General features: G+C 56.1%; 16 protein-coding genes. 7 read left to right on the top strand and 9 right to left on the bottom strand.

Annotation, left to right across the window (positions count from 1 at the left end; translation table 11 throughout):
* Window positions 1–102: 102 nt before the first annotated feature.
* Genes CFBP4996_RS22120 through CFBP4996_RS22105 form a run of 4 tightly spaced genes read right to left on the bottom strand, consistent with a single transcriptional unit; the run spans window position 103 to window position 4,545 of the window.
* Window positions 103–789, bottom strand: a complete 687-nt coding sequence (locus CFBP4996_RS22120; RefSeq protein ID WP_424243867.1) for a fumarylacetoacetate hydrolase family protein — start codon at window positions 787–789, stop codon at window positions 103–105.
* On the bottom strand, window positions 783–2,324 hold the full coding sequence (locus tag CFBP4996_RS22115) for a bifunctional 3-(3-hydroxy-phenyl)propionate/3-hydroxycinnamic acid hydroxylase (protein ID WP_080853794.1): 1,542 nt from the start codon (window positions 2,322–2,324) through the stop codon (window positions 783–785). Before CFBP4996_RS22115 ends, CFBP4996_RS22120 begins: the two co-directional genes overlap by 7 nt.
* The gene (locus CFBP4996_RS22110) at window positions 2,321–3,535 is read right to left on the bottom strand and encodes a fumarylacetoacetate hydrolase family protein (protein WP_080853795.1); all 1,215 of its coding nucleotides are present in this window, start codon (window positions 3,533–3,535) and stop codon (window positions 2,321–2,323) included. The genes CFBP4996_RS22115 and CFBP4996_RS22110 overlap by 4 nt, the downstream gene beginning before the upstream one ends.
* Window positions 3,532–4,545 (bottom strand): VOC family protein, encoded by a 1,014-nt coding sequence (locus CFBP4996_RS22105; protein ID WP_080853796.1) that lies wholly within the window; start codon window positions 4,543–4,545, stop codon window positions 3,532–3,534. Before CFBP4996_RS22105 ends, CFBP4996_RS22110 begins: the two co-directional genes overlap by 4 nt.
* Window positions 4,546–4,684: 139 nt before the next feature.
* Here CFBP4996_RS22105 and CFBP4996_RS22100 point away from each other — a divergent pair, with 139 nt between their 5' ends.
* A complete protein-coding gene (locus CFBP4996_RS22100; RefSeq protein WP_080853797.1) occupies window positions 4,685–5,374 on the top strand; it encodes a GntR family transcriptional regulator in 690 nt (229 codons plus the stop codon).
* Between the two features lie 168 nt (window positions 5,375–5,542).
* On the opposite strand, the gene CFBP4996_RS22095 is transcribed toward CFBP4996_RS22100, so the two are convergent.
* The 3 genes from CFBP4996_RS22095 to CFBP4996_RS22085 all read right to left on the bottom strand — a co-directional run bounded on the left by CFBP4996_RS22095 (window position 5,543) and on the right by CFBP4996_RS22085 (window position 8,162).
* Window positions 5,543–6,091 (bottom strand): cupin domain-containing protein, encoded by a 549-nt coding sequence (locus CFBP4996_RS22095; protein ID WP_121490314.1) that lies wholly within the window; start codon window positions 6,089–6,091, stop codon window positions 5,543–5,545.
* A gap of 18 nt (window positions 6,092–6,109) precedes the next feature.
* The gene (locus CFBP4996_RS22090) at window positions 6,110–7,234 is read right to left on the bottom strand and encodes an alcohol dehydrogenase catalytic domain-containing protein (RefSeq protein ID WP_137396300.1); all 1,125 of its coding nucleotides are present in this window, start codon (window positions 7,232–7,234) and stop codon (window positions 6,110–6,112) included.
* Window positions 7,235–7,340: 106 nt separating this feature from the next.
* A complete protein-coding gene (locus CFBP4996_RS22085; RefSeq protein ID WP_233283617.1) occupies window positions 7,341–8,162 on the bottom strand; it encodes an SDR family oxidoreductase in 822 nt (273 codons plus the stop codon).
* A gap of 100 nt (window positions 8,163–8,262) precedes the next feature.
* Here CFBP4996_RS22085 and CFBP4996_RS22080 point away from each other — a divergent pair, with 100 nt between their 5' ends.
* Both CFBP4996_RS22080 and CFBP4996_RS22075 read left to right on the top strand, forming a co-directional pair.
* The gene (locus tag CFBP4996_RS22080) at window positions 8,263–9,489 is read left to right on the top strand and encodes an MFS transporter (protein WP_137396301.1); all 1,227 of its coding nucleotides are present in this window, start codon (window positions 8,263–8,265) and stop codon (window positions 9,487–9,489) included.
* 204 nt (window positions 9,490–9,693) lie between these two features.
* Window positions 9,694–11,082 carry a methyl-accepting chemotaxis protein gene (locus tag CFBP4996_RS22075; RefSeq protein WP_162936041.1) on the top strand — a complete coding sequence of 463 codons (1,389 nt, stop codon included), beginning with the start codon at window positions 9,694–9,696 and terminating at the stop codon, window positions 11,080–11,082.
* Between the two features lie 278 nt (window positions 11,083–11,360).
* Here CFBP4996_RS22075 and CFBP4996_RS22070 read toward each other — a convergent pair whose 3' ends face one another.
* A complete protein-coding gene (locus tag CFBP4996_RS22070) occupies window positions 11,361–11,876 on the bottom strand; it encodes a MarR family winged helix-turn-helix transcriptional regulator (RefSeq protein ID WP_080853801.1) in 516 nt (171 codons plus the stop codon).
* A gap of 116 nt (window positions 11,877–11,992) precedes the next feature.
* Entirely contained in the window at window positions 11,993–12,814 is an 822-nt protein-coding gene (locus CFBP4996_RS22065) for a crotonase/enoyl-CoA hydratase family protein (RefSeq protein ID WP_080853802.1), read from the bottom strand.
* A gap of 447 nt (window positions 12,815–13,261) precedes the next feature.
* Here CFBP4996_RS22065 and CFBP4996_RS22060 point away from each other — a divergent pair, with 447 nt between their 5' ends.
* From CFBP4996_RS22060 to CFBP4996_RS22045, 4 genes are all read left to right on the top strand, one after another.
* Window positions 13,262–14,908, top strand: coding sequence for a class I adenylate-forming enzyme family protein (locus tag CFBP4996_RS22060; protein WP_080853803.1), 1,647 nt, complete (start codon window positions 13,262–13,264; stop codon window positions 14,906–14,908).
* 23 nt (window positions 14,909–14,931) lie between these two features.
* Window positions 14,932–16,719: an acyl-CoA dehydrogenase C-terminal domain-containing protein gene (locus CFBP4996_RS22055; protein ID WP_080853804.1), complete on the top strand. Its 1,788-nt coding sequence runs from the start codon at window positions 14,932–14,934 to the stop codon at window positions 16,717–16,719.
* Complete coding sequence (locus tag CFBP4996_RS22050; protein ID WP_080853805.1) at window positions 16,706–18,421, top strand: CocE/NonD family hydrolase; 1,716 nt, start codon at window positions 16,706–16,708, stop codon at window positions 18,419–18,421. Before CFBP4996_RS22055 ends, CFBP4996_RS22050 begins: the two co-directional genes overlap by 14 nt.
* A gap of 96 nt (window positions 18,422–18,517) precedes the next feature.
* A complete protein-coding gene (locus tag CFBP4996_RS22045; protein ID WP_080853806.1) occupies window positions 18,518–19,264 on the top strand; it encodes an electron transfer flavoprotein subunit beta/FixA family protein in 747 nt (248 codons plus the stop codon).
* Window positions 19,265–19,295: the final 31 nt, after the last annotated feature.

Genomic DNA, 19,295 nt, shown 5'->3' with positions numbered 1-19,295 from the left:
GCTGAATGTGTCCAACAGCCGCTGGACAAGATCATCCCGAATTGGGTGCTTACGCTCCGGCTTATGGTTGCCTTTCAGTAGAGCTCAAGACCGCTTTCGATATCACGCTATGTCAATGGTCACGTCTGGCAGGCCGTCAATTGAACCCACAAGTCGGTCTCCTTTTGTTATGGCCGAGACGCCTGCAGGCGTCCCGGTGAAAATCAGGTCTCCAGGTTGCAGAACGACTGACGCGCTGCACAACGAAACGATTTCCGGCACCGACCAGATCAGTTCGTTCAAGCTCGCTTCCTGACGTGTCGATCCGTTGACCTCCAGACGTATCTGCGCGCTTTGCAGATACCCGAAATCCGCTTTTCGCAGCGGTCCACAGGGAGCGGACATGTCGAAAGCCTTGCCCCAGTCCCAGGGGCGCCCTAAATCACGTGCCTGCAACTGAAGATCGCGCCTGGTAAGATCTATACCGACGCCATATCCCCAGATGCACGACAGCGCCTCTTCGACGGGAATGTTGCGCGCCTCGCTTCCGATCGCGACGACCAATTCAACCTCATGATGAAGGTTTGATGTGAGCGGCGGATAGGGTATGCGCGATCCACTGTCGCACACGGCATCGGCTGGTTTGGTAAAGAAAAATGGGGGTTCCCGGTCCGGGTCTTTGCCCATCTCCCTCGCATGATCGGCATAATTCCGCCCAACGCAGAAAATGCGACGAACCGGAAAACGTACGCCGTTGCCCTCAATAGCGACAGAAGGTGTCGCGGGGGGAGTGAAAATGAAACTCACGATGTCATCTCCTTGACTTGTAGCGATTCAAAGAGCCTTCCGACGGCCATCCTCAACTCCGCTGCGTCGCGTTGCGCACCCCAAATGTAGCCATCCGGCCTGACAATAAGGGTCTGGATGCCGTAACGTTCGGCAAATTTCGTAAAAGTGTCCTCGACATCCTCCAGCAGGCCGGGGCCGATCCGCAGAACCTTCCCCCCTATTCTGTCCAGAAGATCATCGATATCCGGCTGCACACCTGCCGTGGTCAGAACGACGATGCCATTCCCTCCTAGATCATCGGCGAGAACAGCCTGCACGCCATTATCCAGAAGCGGTTGGACAGCCAGCGAACCGGCCAGACCGGACTGGTCCTGCTGATCCAGAAAACCGGCCTTCAGCGGTGGGATGAGGTTCTGCCGGACTGTCTCCATACGGCCGCTTTCCATTTCCTCACGCAGTTTCCGGTCTCGAATTTTCGCCTTTTCGACATCTGTCTCACCGACGATTTCGCCGAGTGATTTGGTGATTTCGGTCAGAATACGGATATGCGGCTTTCGCTCTGGCTCATAGGTATCCAGCAGTGTAGGAGCCGAATGTCCACGGATGACACGGTCGAGCTTCCACCAGAGGTTGGCAACGTCGCGGACACCAGAGCACAATCCCTGCCCGAGAAACGGTGGCATCTGATGGGCTGCATCACCTGCCAGGAATATCCGACCGTCCCGCCACCGGTCGGTGACCCGCGCGTGAAAGTGGTAAATTGCAGTTCGCCAGAACTCAAGTGCTTCCGGATCGACAAAGGATGTCATGTGCTGCTTGATTTTATTGGAATCCCGATAGATTTCGGGGTTTTCGCCAGGTGGAATCTTCATCTCCCAGCGGCGCAGCTTGCCTGAGCAGATCACATAGGCCCCCGGCGCATCCGGCCTGCAATATTGGGTCGTACGCGCAGGTAGCGGCGTCTCTCCCTTGATCCAGGCATCCACAACCATCCACCATTCGGAAAAGCCGAGATCTTCCTGACCAATTCCCAGCCAATTACGTACGGGACTGTTCGCGCCATCACATGCGACCAGCCAACGCCCGCGAATCGTTTTGTTGGCACCGGAAGAGTTCAGCGTCACTGTGACTCCTTCGGCGTCCTGGAAAACGGATGTCGCTTCATGCGAAAAATACTCGGTGACGTTAGGGAACCGGCGAACGCCACGCCGCAGCACACGCTCCGCCTCCGGCTGAACGAACATGAGATTTGCTGGCCATCCGAGAGGATAGGGCGGAGGAGCGGAATAGAGATACTTGATCAGGTTGCCGTCCATTCCAAGGAAATCGGTTCCCGGATGGGGTTCGCACCCTTCCGCGACATCCGAGGCCAGTCCGATCCGCTGCCAGCACCGCAGGACCTCCTGGTCGATATTGACCGCGCGCGGCAACTCGAAGACATCCGAAAACAGGTCTGCAATCGCAACCTTATGGCCTGCCTGCCCCAGAAGATTGGCAAGCGTTGCACCTACCGGACCGTAGCCGATGATAATGACATCGAAGTTCGTTTCGTTCATGGGATCACCTCAAGAAGACGATCGACGGCTTCGCCTGGAATAAGCAGCGACCGGCCGTTCACGGACATCAAGATGTCACCGGGCATGACCGTGACACCGTTGATAACCACCGGCGTGTTGATTGCGACGGGAAGAAAGCGGGAGTGAGAGGAAGGCGCGGCTTCGGAAACGACTGCCGCTGCCGATTTTTCAGTGAGACGTTCGATCAACACGGCTTGATGCTGTTCCGAAAACTGCCCTTCCACGACAATAACTTCCCCATTCCCCACGGCTCGCAGTGTTTCAAACGCTGCTTTTGCTGCATGCGGCCAGGTCGCGCTATCCGCGTTCCGAGCAGGAACCTGGCGCAAGGTGAAAGCGTGGCCAACGAAGGTTTGGTTGCTGGCTGTCAGTTCAATCGGGCAAACGGCGACATCCATCGACGCAGCTTTCTGACGCACGGTTTCGATACCCGCTGCAACGAACCGGGCAAGCTGGCCGGCTGTCGCTTTGCTGAGACGGTGACACGCAGCACCGATCGAGACTGCCCGGCCCCGCGGCGTAACCCGCGGCGATGGAAGGAGAGCCGATTGGCTGCGCCGATCTGCAACGACTGTATTCGTCGTTCGCGAAGTACCGGCGAGCTCCACCACGACATCGTCGCCCACCGCCAGGAGCGGCGCTCCCGCTGGTGTACCCGTAAGGATCACGTCGCCCGGATTGAGGGTCATGATGGCACTGAGTTCGGCGACGAGGCGTGCGAACGGAAAAATCATATCGGAGCTGTGGGCTTCCTGCCGCAGCTCGCCATTTACCCAGAGGCGCAACAGCAGATCTTCAGGATCAACTGACTCGGCCGGCAATAGCTCACCCATCGGCGTGAAGCTGTCGAACCCCTTGGAGCGCGTCAGGGACGGCGCATCTGACCAACCATAGTCGAATACCGTGACATCGTTGGAAGCGGCGAAATGCGACACGTATTTCAGGGCCTCGGCCTCCGAAACGTTCCGCGCTTCGCGGCCAATGACGACGGCGATCTCCGCTTCGCCGAGCATCGTGGTTACACCGGGAGGCATGACAATCGGCACACCGCCTGATGTCAGCGTTGACGGTGGCTTGAGATAATAAATCGGATGGGCTGGCCAATCACCATGCTCCCGAGCACGGCTTTTGAAATTCATGTGCAACATGAAAATCTTGCTGCATTTATCGAGTGGTATCGGCAGGCTCATGCTTTTCCCTTTTCGGCCGCTTGGCGCTCCAGATAGGCTTCAAGTGTCGGGGCGGTTCGCTTGATCTTGGGTTCGGTTTGCCGGGCGCCCGCAAAAGGTGTCGCCTCATGAAACCAGCTCGCTTGCCCCGGCAGGCCCCAAGGTTGAGCGCCGTCCTTGACCTGGACCACATTCGGCTCAAGCTCGGCATCGATCGTCTGATAATGCCCGTCGAAAAGTTCGACGCGATGCCCATCCGGGTCACGAAAATAGATATACAAGGCCCCATCAAGCGGATGCCGGCCCGGCCCCCGTTCCGTTGTACGGCCGTAACCGAGCTCTCCGGCCATGTCGCAGGCACGAAGGACCTGAGCGGGCTCCGACACCACATACGCGAAATGATGCAAGCGCGGCCCCGTTCCGGTAAACAATACCAAATCGTGGGTGTTGCCCTTGCGCCAGAGGAACGTGCCCTCGAGGTCCGTTCCGGCCACCATCGCATCGGAAATCCGGAAGCCGAGTTCCGTGTAGAATTCCGTCTGGGCGACATTGTCGGGAGAAAACAGTTGATAGTGGTCCAGCCGCTTCGCATAGGTTGCCGGCGCGCGTCGATCACCGAAACGACGTTCGACCACATCCATGGTCGCACAGAATTCGACAGGGACACCGACAATATCACGCGTGCGAAGAGTTCGGCCCTGGAACGGCAATTCGACCCATTCCACGGACAACTTCCTTGCAAGCAGCCATTCGTGGGATTTGTCGAGTTCCTGTTCAGTCAAAACCCGCATGCCGATTGCAGTGCATTCGGGTACGCGGCCCTCCTGGCATTTTTCAAGAACGAGCGAATGGTGGCACGCCTCCTCCGCGGCGCGGAGATAACAGGCCTCCGGCGTCTCATCGGATACAATCAGTCCCAGAACACCACAGTAAAAATCGCGGGACCGCGCTATGTCCCCTACAGTCAGACGAACATGACTTGCGCGGGTGATGAGAAAGGGCGGATAAAAAACCGGATCCGGCAGTCTCATGGTCTTTTCCTCCCATCGCATGATGTTCGATAATTTTTCGCAGAACGCTCAAATCTGATCAAACGTGGATTCCCTTGTTGAATGATCGATCAAATGCGATGTATGATCGATCTGCTGCAATCATTTGGAGAAATTTGCCATGGATGACCGAGCCGTGTCCGTAACCAAACGAACTTTGGCCAGCAGTATTCACGACACCCTTCGAAAGGAGATTATTGCCGGAGAAATACCTGCGGACTCCAAGCTTAACATCCGTCAATTGGCGGCCCGATTCGATGTCGGAATGGCGCCGATTCGTGAAGCGCTGAGTCGCCTCTCTACGGAGGGCCTTGTCACCCAGAGCGACCATCGAGGCTTTGCAGTCATCCCGATCAGCATCGAAGAGCTTTGGGATCTTCACAAGGCGCGCGCGCAACTGAATGAAATCGCTCTCCGACAGTCCATCGAGAACGGAGACGCGACGTGGGAGGAGCGTATCGTTGTTGCCGGCCATCGCTTGCTGAAGACAAAGCGGCCGGATGATGATCTCTTCGCACCCGGCGCGGACGAATGGACGGGTTTTCACAAGGCCTTCCACCACGAGCTTTTGTCCGCATGCAGTTCGGCCCGCCTGCTTCAGTATTGCGATCAATTGTTTGATGAGCTGGAACGCTACCGTCATGTGGGGCGCCATGTCTCTGCACCCCGCCCTGACGTCACGGAGGAGCACAGAGCAATCATGGAGGCCACCGTCAACCGCGATGCCGATCTTGCTGTTCGACTGCTGATCGCGCATTACCTTAGAACGGTCGAACGTGTGGAGTTGGGCCTTAGGTCGCGAGCACGGTGAAATTGTCATCGGCTCCGCTCCCCGGTTTGCGATGGAACATTGGCCGAGACAACAACAAACGCCAGTTCCATGATAATCATCAGAGACATTCCACTTCCCCAAACCGGGCCGGCTCCGAATGCCTGACGAACAAGACAGACGAACGGCGCCGAACCCGGACGTTATGAACTATGCGTTCTCGCCAACGCCAAGCATGGCAAAAGCCATCCTTGCCCCTGACGAACTCCTGTTGCGCCACGCGTGGCGCGTTCGCTGCTGGACGACGACATCTCCCGCTCTAAAAAGAGTTTGCTGCCCATCATCGAGTTCCAGCCATATTTCCCCTTCCAGCACGACACCGAAATCGACCGTAGGTGTTTTATGCATGCCAGGGCTGTCGGCCTCGAAGAATTCGATAAACCTTGGAGAATGTGTCGCGAGTTCCTGCGCTGCCAATGCCGGATCAAAATGGGGCTCGGTGATTCCGGTGTCCGAAACGCCGGGATCAGGTGGAAACTCGACGACCAGAAAACGGGCCTGCCCTGGATAAGGGATCGCGGTTGTACCAAGCGGCGCCCCTTCAATTCGCTCTGCCGAACCGTTCAGGTCGTGAGCCCAGAGAATGGACGTCGTCATTCCCGGAATGTGGCTGTATCGATGTTCCGTGGGCGCTGAACCGTCGCTGACGATAACCGATCGACCGTTTTCGTGTCCGGTTACAACTCTTCTGATTGACATGACTACCTCACAATTTCGTCAGAGCGACGCCAGCTGGCCGAATTGTCCAGGGATGACCACAACGTTGGTGAACCCCCCGGGGCGGTTGCCGATGAAATTAATCGCATCGTTCACTTCTGAGAGCGAAAACTGGCGATGATTGAGATAGGACATGTCGATGGCCCCACTTGCTATCATGGCAATCATCCGCTCCAGATCGATATCGGTGAACCATTGCGATCCCATGATCTGAACATCGTGCATCAGATGCTCAAAATAGGGACGTCCCACATCCCCCACCGCGCCACCGGCAACAAGAACAGCTTTGCCCCCATCCTTCACGGCAGTGATGAGTTTATTGGTGCTTTCCGTGTCTCCGCCCACGCCCAGGCAGTCATAAAGAACGTCCACGCCATATCCGGCGGTCTGAGATTGTACCCAGGAGACGACATCGCCATCCTCAGCGGACTTCACATCCACACGCTCCGGCGCCATTTGGCGAACTTTCGCCAAAAGCTCCCTGTTCCGGCCGGTTCCCAGAATCCTGGAAGCCCCCATCCCCAAGGCAATCGCCACAGCCGCGACGCCGAGCGTTCCCGTAATGCCGTTGATCAGCAAGGTTTGTCCCGGCCCGAACCCACCCTTGGCGAGGGCACCAAAAGTAGTACCGATGTAACCGAACCGCGCGGCGGTTAGAAAATCGATCGAATCCGGCAAAAGGGCCACTTTGTTATGCGGTGACAAGATGTATTCCGACATGCCCCCGAGCGGATAGCTGTTAAGCAGCGGCACCGCTTCAGGTGACCATGCACAATAGCCGCGCAGGCAATGGTAGGCACAAAGATCTCGTCTGCCGCGGCGGCAGTGATGGCATGTCTCGCATGTCAGAAAGGGATCGACATAAACCCGGTCTCCGACTTTCAGATGCAAAACGTTCTCGCCCACGGCATCGATTGTACCAGAGACGTCGAGTCCGAATACAGCGGGCAAATCCTGCAATATGAACGGGGTCCGGCCATTCACTATATTATAGGTGTTGGGGACCAGTCCGCAGGCGGCCACGCGTACTCTTACGTCCTTCGGACCAGGCGCTGGCATATCCGCAGTTCCGCATTCCAGCGGTTGACCGGGCTTTACCAATCGCGCAACATTGATTTTCGTCACTATACTCTCCTCCTCAGAGCTTCATCAAATCGCTCGGCGCACCGCTCCCACGGTCACGTCGAGTAGTTCTGGCTATACGGCCCGAAAAGCCGGGGCACGGAAACACCTAAAACAAGCTTGGGGACGACCCTCCATCGAGCTTGAGATTCTGACCCGAGATGTAACCGGCATATTCGCTACACAGGAAAGCACATGCGGCAGCAAATTCTTCCGGACGACCGAGTCGTTTCACTGCAATGCTTTCCACCTGGGCGGCGCGTGCCTGCTCATAGGTCAGTCCATCGCGCTGCATAGCGGCACAAGCCATTTCGTGCTGACGAGGGGTATCGATACGCTCGGGCAACAGATTATTGATGGTCACATTATCGGGCGCGACCTCGAAAGAGAGCGCCTTGAGCGCTGCGGTCAAGGCTGTTCGCGCGCTGGTCGACAAGACATGGTGAGGGCGCGGCGCAGCCACCATTGCCGATGTGATGTTTACCACCCTTCCAAATTTGCGCTGGCGCATGCCGGGAACGACGGCTCTCACCATCTCCAACGGCGCCATCATACTGGAAGCCAGAACCCTGCTCCAATCATCGCCGGTTGTCTCGAAGAATCGACGCGGTGGCGGACCGGAGAGATTGTTCACCAGAATGTCCGGCCGAGGACATAGCTCGATCAAGGATCGGCGCCCTTCTTCTGTCGTGACGTCGGCGACAGCGCCTCGCACTGAAGCGTCGCCAAATGTCTGCAGGGCCGCCCGGAGTCGCGTATCGTCACGACCGCAGATGAGAACGTCGGCTCCCTCCGCAGCAAGCATTTGAGCGCACGCTAGACCGAGACCCGAGGTCGAACCCGTCACAATCGCAAATTTGTTTTTAATCCCTAAATCCATGTTCTCACTATGATCGATGACTATGACATTCATCACAATATGATCGATCATTTTATATTGCAACAAATATTATCGATCTGTATATAGATGGGGTGCACGCGATCGGCTTTCAGACCAAGGCGGCACTTTGTTTCATGCAGGGGAGGAAACCATGCAACGTTGGAGCGTACTGCTCGGCTGCTTTATCGGAATGGCAGTCTCACTAGGTCCCATTTTTTTTCAGTCATTGGGGCTTTACCTTAGACCCATGACCGAGGAATTCGGCTGGTCTCGAACCGAATTTGCTGCCGTTTTTTCCATTGCGGGTTTTGCCAGTATATTCGGCCTGTCGATTGCCGGATATCTTGTCGATCGATTTGGGCCGCCGCGGATCATCCTTATCGGATTCACATTGCTTTGCGCCTCGTATGCCTTGTTTTCGCTGGTGAATTCTTATTCGGTTTTCGTGGCGCTTGCCTGTGTCGTGGCGATCACGGGAAGCTTCGCAACATACCCTTCATACCAGGGGCTTCTGCCTCGCTGGTTCGACAAAAATCTGGGTCTATCTCTTGCGATAGCATCGTCGGGGATCGGCGTAGGTACAGCGCTGTTTCCATACATCATCAATGCGAGTCTGCAGTCTGGCGGCTGGAGAAACACCTTTGTTCTGGTGGGAGCGATCGCGTTTGCCGCAGCATTGATCAATTTCCTCCTCTTCATTCGTCAAAATAAGGGGCCTTTGCCCACACAGGAAGAACGCATCGCGGGACCGGATACAGCTTCCCCGGATGTGCCGTTCAAGCAGGCGCTGAGCACACCGGATTTCTGGATGCTCGCGATCAGCTTCAGCCTCATCTTCCTGGTAGCAATCGGGATCAATTTCCATCTCGCAGCACTCGTGACCGACCGCGGCGGCTCTTCGACGCAGGCTGCATCTGCACTTGCAGCGGCAGGAATGGCTTCCTTGGCGGCGCGCCTCATAACCGGTCCTCTGCTCGACCGTTTTCCTGTCAGGATCGTCGGGCTTGTGTTTTTTATTGGTCAGGCAATCGGCTGCCTGCTGCTCTTGCAAGGTGATCCATCGCTCATCATTGCTGCTGCCATTTTGTTAGGCGCAGCCCAGGGCGCAGAACTCGATATGATGCCTTTTGTCGTCGCGCGCCGATTTGGAAAGATCGCCTATTCGCAGATCTATGGCACCCTGTACGGCGTGCTGCAGATCGGCACGATCCTCAGCCCGATGATTCTTGCGACTATTTTCGACCGCACCGGATCCTATGCTCTTGGGCTGACTATTTATCCCGCATTGTCGATCCTGGCTTTGGGTTTGCTGTGGGTTGCCCGAACATCCGCACCTGTCAATCTCCAGGTGGGGCCTGCTGCGACTGGCCAACAATGAAATGCAGAGGCTGATCCGGCTGTGCAGTTCAGGACCGCGCTCGTGGATGAGTAACGCCATCTGCTTCCCGGCATTGTCCGGGTCGGATCACTTCTTTGTTTCACTGTTCGTGTTGCTGCCATGATGGGGTTGATCTCCCCGAGCAAACTGGAAGTCCTCTGCCGAGAACGATCGGATCGATACTTCCCTAACTGGAGAGCCGGAATGTTCTTTCACTCGAAGGAAAAGACTACTTTTCGTGATGCCGTCAGTCATTTTATTTTCCTGAACTCTCCTGATGCATATTTTGTATTGGAGAACAGCAAGATTATCGACTGCAATAGAGCCATGGAAAAGATGCTGCTATTGAGCCGAGAGCAGCTTCTGGGACTGCAACCGGAACAATTTTCACCAGAGGTGCAGCCTGATGGAAGGCGATCGGACCACGCGGTCGGGGAATTGAACGCAATGATCGCTTCTCAAGGATACGCTCGATTTGAGTGGTCCATTATCAGAAGCGATGATGTGTTGCTGCCCGTGATCGTCACGGTGCTGCCAACGTGCATCCAGGGGAGAAACGTCACCGTTGCGTTTTGGCAAGATATTCAGGCCCTTGTCTCGGCCAGAGATGCTGAGGCAGCCGCGAGAGCGCGAGATACGGCAAGAGCAGGCGAGCAAGCATTTGTTGTGTCACAAATGGCTGCGGCACTCAAAAATCTTGCGAACGCCAAGCTTCAGTACCGGATAGAAGAGGAGTTTCCCACCGAGTACAACGGGCTTCGGACCGATTTTAATGCAGCCGTCGATCAACTTTCCGCGGTGATTGTTCAGCTCCAGGGCAACGTCCAGCACCTCCTTCTCGCCAGCGGCGAAATCAGTGCTGCGACAGAAGACCTCGCCCGGAGAACGGAGCGCCAAGCGGCTTCGGTCGAGGAGACGGCAGCAGCCGTTGAGGAGATAGCGGCAGCTGTGGAAGGGGCGACGACCCGTGCTGAACACGCCGGCGAATTGGTCGCGGTGGCACACAGAAATTCCGCAGAATCCGGTAGGATCGTGAACCAGGCGATCGACGCTATTAGGAAAATTGAGAAATCCTCCAGCGAGATCAACTCGATAACGTCGGTAATTGACGAGATCGCGTTCCAGACTAACTTGCTTGCACTGAACGCCGGCGTCGAGGCGGCTCGCGCTGGCGATGCTGGTAAAGGATTTGCCGTTGTTGCCCAGGAAGTTCGCGAGCTTGCCCAACGATCGGCAGCGGCCGCTAAGGAGATAAGGTTGCTCATTCAGACTTCGGGCAGCGAAGTCAAAACCGGTGTTAGCCTGGTTGAGCAAACTGGCTCCGAACTTCAGAGCATAATGGATGCTGTGCGTGACGTCCGTCAAACCGTCGACGCCATGGTCATTTCTGCGCGAGAACAGGCGATCGCGATCCATCAGATAAAAGAATCAATCGCGAGCATAGACAGGGGTACGCAACAAAACGCAGCAATGGTCGAAGAGACAGCTGCGGCGATGAGCGCAATAGACACCCAAATCCAGCAGATAAACGAGACGACCGCGCAATTCACGTTGGAGTTCCCGAGCCGCGGATCACTGAGGCTCGTCTCGTAATATTCGTCGGACCACCTAGCCGGGTTCGGCAAAACGTACAACCTCACTTATAGCAAGTGAGGTCGCACAGAGAGGCGAGAGCGCCGGGGAATCTTGAAGGGCTACCAAGGCCGTATAGGGCCGGCAAAAATGGAGATACAACCCTTAATTGCCTTCCTCCCCCGGCAAACAGCGGACAGGAACCGATCAGGCATTCAGCAAGCGTATCGAAGGGGCGACCGTATGGGTTTCGGAAGCTTTTCAGCTCTCTCCTCAGAGGAACCTTGTCCCACAAATCCTTACAGATCGCCCTGCTCCACCGCTTCATCATTTCTCGAGAATGGCCCGACAGCCTTGATCAGCAATTGCGTCAACAGTGTCGTCTCTATATCCGTAAGCAACTGGACAGTTTGCCTATCAACCACCGCCGATCTTTTTTCGATTTCGGCTAGGAACGCTTTGCCTTTGTCCGTCAAGGTCAGGCTGATGGCTCGACCGTCTTTTTTGCTTCGGCTTCTATGGACAAGCGCGCCCTTCTCACATTCCTTTACAAGCAAAGCCATATTTGGCTCGTGCAAGCCGAGAACGCTGGCGAGTTGCACCTGTTTGACGCCGGGATTGCTGCCAATCATCGTCAGGATAGCATGCCGCGCCGGGGTAAGACCAATTCCTCCAAATTCGGCGTGAAATGCCTTGAAGCTTCTCTGCTGGAGGGTGCGGATCAAAAAACCCAACGTGTTTTCGATCTTCGAGAGATCAAGACTTTGCTCATTCTGCTGCGGTTGCGTCGAGCCAATTTCAAACTGCTGTGTCAAACTGAACCTCTGATTTTGATCGGCAGACTACGTTCAACAAGCGGGAACGCAAGCCAAATTATATAATACCTGGCTTGCGAACAGACGGAAGCCGCCGGACAAATCCGATCCAGAGATCAGAGCGCGACAGTTGATTTGGCCGACGTCTTTTCTCCCTCTCCAACACCCTTGTTGAAGTCAAAATCCTGCTTCCTTTTTAGAAAAGCTTCCATTCCTGCGATTGCGTCAGGGCTCGTCAACGAAAGCGCCTGCGCTATGCTTTCGGTGAACAGGCCGGCCTCGGGAGGCATCTGGCTGATGTGGGGTATGGCGTTGATGATCAGATACGTCGAAATAACGGCATTTCCGCTGACATGTTCGGCCAGTTCCAGAGCTTTGTCCATAACCTGCCCCTCAGGCACCAGATAATGTGAGAGACCAAGCCGGTACCCTTCCTCCGCATCGAGCTTGCGTCCAGTAAGCATCATTTCAGTCATGCGATCCGGCCCGATTATCCGCGAGATGAATACGGTTCCGCCCCCGCCGACGAATATCCCCCGGCGCCCCTCAGGCAACTGATAGAAGGTCGTCGTATCAGCCACACGAATCTGCGTCGCCGAAATCATCTCAAAGCCGCCGCCCAGCACCGCGCCGTGCAGAGCGCTTATCACGGGGCGTCCGCAATATCGGATCGAATTGACGATCTCATGGCTCCATCGGGAATAGAGCGAGCTCTCGAAAGGCTTGGAATGCCGATGCTCCGCTAGATCAAGCCCGGCACAAAAATGTTTTCCCTCCCCCGCGAGCACCACAGCCCGAACCGCGTCGGGGAACGAACTGAATGCATCCTTCAACTCAATAAATAATTTCTCCGAAAATGCATTGCGCTTTTCCGGTCTATTCAAGGTGACCACGGCAATCTTGCCACGGATTTCCTTACGTACGATGGACTCGGCCATCAGGCCCTCCTCTTTGTCATAGGTCGTATAATTGAACCAGTCCTGACGGACAGTGCGTGTTTCGGGTACGCATACCGAACATAAATCCTTATATTTAGTAAGCTTATTGTCAAGCGCTATATCACTCTGGCCTTGCGTTCAAATGTTGCACGCCCTACGTCTCCACTGCGTGGACAGGGAAGGAAAAATCGCTGCGACGCTGACAAAATGCATCCTCACCGCGGGAATTTTGGCGTCATTCATTTTGAATAGTCAGCACAATCTCGCCGAACGCCTTGCACTGCCTCCTTTGACGAAGGAACGAAAACATCTCAATTCCCTTTTGTTCAGCGAAATTCGCTTGCCAAACTTACTGATATTTTATAATTACATTAATCGGCTTCAGGGAGAAGCTTGAATGGCTGGGGGGGAGTAGCCAAGCCATTGCATTTGAGGAGTGCAGAGATCATGGAAAAGCTCAGTCGCAACATCGAGGCGGAGGGACGGCGCTTGATGGCGCCATTTAGTGGCGCCTGCCCTTTAACCATAACCGCGACCTTGGATCGCGTCGTGCGATGCTATCCCGATGCCGAGGCTGTCGTTGATAGTGCAACTCGACTTACCTATCGTGAGTTGGACGAGACGGTGCGCCGTTTCGTCACGCAATTGCGCATTGAGGGCATCGGCCCGGGTACGCCGGTGGCGCTGCTGACGATCCCGTCCGCAATTCACGTCGTGACGTGGCTTGCTCTTGTGCGTATCGGTGCCTTGCCTATTGCCCTTCATACACGAGAATCGGATGCGGGGCTTGCAGCCGTGTGCAGCAAGTTTGATATCGATATACTCATCCACGATGCCTCCCTTGAACTCAAAGGGGCCTCGATTGCCCGACAAATGAGCCGGCGCCTCGCAAGATTGCGGATACACTCGGCGGCCGAACCGGTCGAGCCTTCCAGTCTCGATGCCGTGACAGACGCCAATCCAGATGCCTTTCCTCCCGCAGGCGATCTGCCTGTTCCACACGAAGACGACCCTGCGGTCATCATCCTTTCATCGGGCACCACGTCGGTTCCAAAGGGGATCGTCCACACGCATCGTAATCTCGTTGAGGCAGCCCGTTCGGCCGTCGCCATGTATGGACATACGGGACCGGGTGCGCGCGCCATCTTGCCGTTGAGCACAGCCTTTACCGGTTGTTACGTTACCTGGCTGCCAATGCTGCATTCCGGCGGTTGCAGCGTTTTCGTCGAGAAGTTCGATTTGGAGAAGTGCGTCGACACGGTCATGCATGAGAAAATCACGCATATGGCGCTCACTCCGACAATGTGGCGAAAGCTTCTCGCGCTCAATCCCGATCCGACGACCTATGCTTCCATGGAGGTCGCCGTCTTCGCGGCCGAGCCGATGGACAGCACCACGCTTGATCGAATCCGTCAGATTGTCACTCCGAATGTTGTTCAGGCTTATGGCTCCACGGAAACGCTTGGTCTGGCGACGGTGATCTCCGCAAAGGATATGGTGGGCGATCGGCTTCTCAGCGTCGGACGTCCCTTCCCGAGCACGGAAATCAGGTTGATGACACCAGGCGCAATCGAGGGAGACCCGGTGCCACAAGGTGAGGTCGGCGAGATATGGGTGAATTCTCCCCTTGTCGCGGCCGGGGTATGGCAGCAGCCGGAGCTGGAAGCCAAACTGTTTCACTTTGACGGCGAAAGACGCTGGTGGCGATCTGGCGACCTGGGACGTTTCGATGAACGAGGTTTCCTTTTTCTCGAGGGCCGTCATGACGATATGATCATTTCTGGCGGTATCAACATCATGCCCGCGGCAGTCGAGGAAGCTCTTCTTCAACACCCACTGGTTCGGGAAGCAGCAGTCGTTGGCTTCAAGCATCCCGAATGGGGCGAACAACCGCACGCGTTTGTGGTCAGCACCGATTCTTCGCTCGATGAAAAAACACTGGACGAGTTCATCCGAAAATCGGCGCTTTCCGACTATCAAAGACCGCGCGCCTACCACTTCGTTGCTTCACTCCCATACACCAACAGCAACAAAATCAATCGGAAAGCACTGCGCGACGCCGGCATACCGAGTGCCCTCGCAGTTCATTCCTGACGCCTCATTTCCAGGAACTCACGATGCCGATCTACACGCCCCCGATTGAAGATTTCAAATTCCTTTTGCACGACGTCCTGCGAATAGGCGAAATCACTGACCTGAAGAGTTTCGAAGAGCTGGACGAGGATACCGTCAACGCCATCATCGAGGCGGCAGGAGAGTTTACATCCGAAGTTCTGGCACCGCTCAACGAGAGCGGCGACCGTGAAGGAGCGCAACTGACACAGCAGGGCGTGACTACACCGCGCGGGTTTGTCGAAGCTTATCGGCGATTCATCGACGGCGGTTGGGCTTCGCTCATTGCGAGACCCGAACACGGTGGGCAGGGTTTACCCCATATTTTCAAGAACATAATGGATGAAATGCTGGGGGCGGCAAACCTTGCCTTTGCCATGTGCCCAGCCACCTCCCCCGGTGTTTATCAGATATTGCTTCATCATGGCACGGACGAGATGCGGGATGTTTACGTCCCCCGCATCGTCTCGGGCGAATGGGCCACCGCCATGTCTCTCACCGAACCGCAATGCGGATCGGCTCTCGGACTCATCCGGTCTCGGGCGGAGCCCCAGGAAGACGGTACATACAAGATCACAGGCACCAAGATGTTCAATAGCTGGGGCGATCACGACATGGCCGGGAATATCGTCCATCTCGTTCTGGCAAAGCTCCCAGGCGCACCCGAGGGCACACGCGGGATCAGTCTTTTTCTCGTTCCCAAGTTCCTTCCCGACGGCTCCGGCGAGGCGGGCGCCCGCAACAACTTTTCCTGCGGGTCGTTGGAACGTAAAATGGGCATTCATGCCAGCGCCACATGTGTGACCAATTTCGACGGCGCGACGGGATATCTTGTCGGCAAGCCCAATCAGGGTTTGCCGAACATGTTCGTCTTGATGAACACAATGCGATTAGCAACGGGCGCGATGGCGACCGGTATCGCCGACACCGCCTATCGTCACGCTCTTTCCTACACGAAAGAACGTATAGCCGGCCGAGCCGCCTCAGGTGCAAAATATCCAGACCTCGCCGGCGATCCGATTATCGTACATCCTGATGTGCGGCGTATGCTGATGACAATGCGCGCTTTCACAGAAGGCGCACGCCAGTTCTGCCTGTGGATCGGACTTACCCTGGAGCGGGCAGCCCTACACGACGATCCGAAAACGCGGCAGGAATGCGATGAACTGGTATCTCTGCTCACGCCTGTCGTGAAAGCTTTTCTTTCGGATAAGTCGTTCGAAAGCATCGACATGGCGTTACAATGCTACGGCGGGCATGGCTACATACAGGACAACGGCATAGAGCAATATCTTCGCGATGAGCGCATGTTGCGCCTGGGAGAAGGCACTTCCGGAATCCAGGCGATGGACCTTTTGCACCGCAAGGTACTTCTCGACGATTCGAAGACGCTCGATCGTTATTTTGCACTGATCCGCGACTTCGCAGCGCAGATGTCTGAAACAAATCGGCTTAACGCGCTGTCGCAAACATTAATGCACGAACTTGCCCGCCTGGAGAATCTCACGCGAGAGCTTTCACACGCTTTGCGGGCAGACGGCGAGGCACTGGGAGCAGCCTCCTTCGACTACCTGAATATGCTTGGCCATCTTTCATTGGCGTTCATGTGGGCTCAAGCAGCAGCCGCAGCGGAGCGTGAATTGGGCTCTGGCAAGAGCCGGCAGTTTTACGAAAACAAACTTGCGACCGCGGAATTCTACTTCGCGCGCGTATTGCCAGAAATGCTCTCGCTGGAAGCGAAGATTCGGGCAGGCGCCTCGACTCTGATGAGGATCACAGATGATGCCTTCTGAAAAAAAGCCCTCCATAGAGATTGACCGTGATATCGCCGTGCCGATGCGGGACGGGACGGTTCTGATTGCAAACCTCTTCCGACCGACTAGCGATGGCCGGCACCCGGTAATCGTAACATGCACGCCTTACGGCAAGGACGTGCATGTGCGCGAAGCGTTTCCTGCAGTTTGGGGAACGGTCGAACAGCGCTATCCTGAAATCCTCGAAGCATCGTCGGGAGCACATATGATCTGGGAATGCCCGGATCCTGAAGCGTGGGTCGCCCGGGGTTATGCGATGCTCCAGATAGACGCACGGGGATACGGAAAATCGGCGGGCTATATGCAGCCGAACTCTCCGCAAGAGGCCGAAGACGGTTTCGACGCGATTGAGTGGGCCGTAGCACAGGACTGGTGTAACGGATCGGCAGGTGTGCTCGGGCTGGGTTATATTACCTGCACCAACTGGCGTATCGCTGCGAAAAGACCCAAAGGATTGAAGGCGGCTGTATTCTGCCAGGGCACTCACGATTTTTACCGGGATCGTGTCCGTAACGACGGTGTCTACTCAAACGGCTTCAATACGCTTTGGTGGGATCGCCATGGACTTCCCAATCAGAACGGAAATCACGGCACGCCGTTCACCGACATGTATACCGGCACGGTGGCCAACGGTGCGATAGCCCTTTCCCCTGAAGAACTGAAGGCAAATCGTGTTGATTATTTGCAGGATCTGCTTGCCCATCCACTCCTCGACGACTGGTTCAGAGAGCGGATAGCAGACCTTTCCCAGATTGAAATCCCATCCCTTGTCATTGCCAACTGGGGTGGCCTGGGACTGCAGTTGCGCGGAACGATCACCGGGTGGACCGGGCTGGCTTCGGAGCAGAAATGGCTCAAAGTGGAGAGCGGGTCCTATTTTTTCACCTTCTTCACGCCTGAACGCGTCGCTTATCTGGCGAAGTTCTTCGATTTTCACCTGAAGGACATCGAGAACGATTGGTCCGATGAACCGAGGGTTGAAGTCGCAATTCGTTCCGTCGACGACAAAGTTTCCGAGGTAATAAAGGGCACGGACTGGCCGCTGCCTCATATCCGCTGGGAACGTCGTTACTTTGACCTCGGCGCGCGAACTTTAGTTGCTCACACACGCGACGCCGTAACGACTGCGGAGTACGTTCCCGGCGAAGCTGAGATTGTCCTCGCTACGGAAACATTTGCTGAAGACATGATCTTGGCAGGCCCCCTCTCGGCGAAGCTCTGGCTTTCATGCGAGACCGAAGATACCGATCTATTCATAACTTTCCGTGTTATCGCGCCGGATGGCCAGGATGTCAGCTTTTTCGCAGCGACCGATCCCTGCGCAGCCCCGACACAGGGATGGCTGCGCGCGTCGCAACGAAAGCTCGACTGGCAAAGATCATCCGAGTGCCAGCCCCTCCATTCACATGATGAACGCCGACCACTCGTGCCGGGTGAGATTTATGAGGTTGAGGTTTCGATCTGGCCAACGAGCTTACAGATTCCCGCAGGTTATCGCATCGCTCTCGTCATCGGTGGCGCTGACTTTGTCTGGCCGCCGCAAACCGGAAAACAGGCCGCGACGGTTCGCATGGTTCATGACGACCCGAATGATCGTCCGCCCTCAACCTTTAGAGGCAAGGTGACATTGCATTCGGGAGGGCAATGGCCCGCATATCTTGCGCTGCCTGTAATTCCATAAAAGAAATTGCGAGCGCTGGCGTATTGCGACGCTATTTCAGTCGACACCCATCTCGATCTCCGATCGCAGGCCGGGTCAGATAGAGAGAACAAAGTCATGAAGATCCTTGTCCCCGTCAAGCGCGTTGTCGATTACAATGTGAAGATCCGCGTAAAATCGGATGGTTCGGGTGTCGAGCTTGCGAATGTGAAGATGTCGATGAACCCGTTTGACGAAATCTCGGTGGAAGAGGCGCTGCGCCTGAAGGAAGCGGGCAAGGCCGACGAGGTGGTGGTCGTGTCGATCGGCCCGGCCAAGGCGGAAGAAACGCTGCGCACGGCGCTTGCCATGGGTGCGGACCGCGCCATCCTGATCGAGACCGACGAGACGGTCGAGCCTCTCGCCGTCGCCAAGCTCTTGAAGGGTGTAGCGGAAGCCGAACAGCCCGGCCTCGTCATCGTCGGCAAACAGGCGATCGATGACGATTCGAACCAGACCGGCCAGATGCTGGCCGCCTTGCTCGGCTGGGGCCAGGGCACCTTTGCCTCCAAGGTCGAGCCTTCCGACGGCAAGGTCGCAGTGACGCGCGAGGTCGATGGCGGCCTGCAGACGGTGGAGCTGAAGCTTCCCGCCGTCGTCACCACCGATCTTCGTCTCAATGAGCCGCGTTATGCCTCGCTGCCGAACATCATGAAGGCCAAGAAGAAGCCGCTCGACAAGAAGTCGCCGGCCGATTTCGGCGTCGACGTGTCGCCGCGCCTGAAGGTGCTGAAGACCGAGGAGCCGGCAGGCCGCAAGGCCGGCATCAAGGTCGGCTCGGTGGCCGAACTGGTCGAAAAGCTCAAGGCCGACGGCGTCCTTTAGAGCGCGTCCGCCCGGACGCACTCTGCATCTT

The organism is Agrobacterium leguminum (assembly GCF_005144435.2).
Taxonomy (GTDB): Bacteria; Pseudomonadota; Alphaproteobacteria; order Rhizobiales; family Rhizobiaceae; genus Agrobacterium; species Agrobacterium leguminum.
This window is presented reverse-complemented; position numbering and strand designations above follow the sequence as displayed.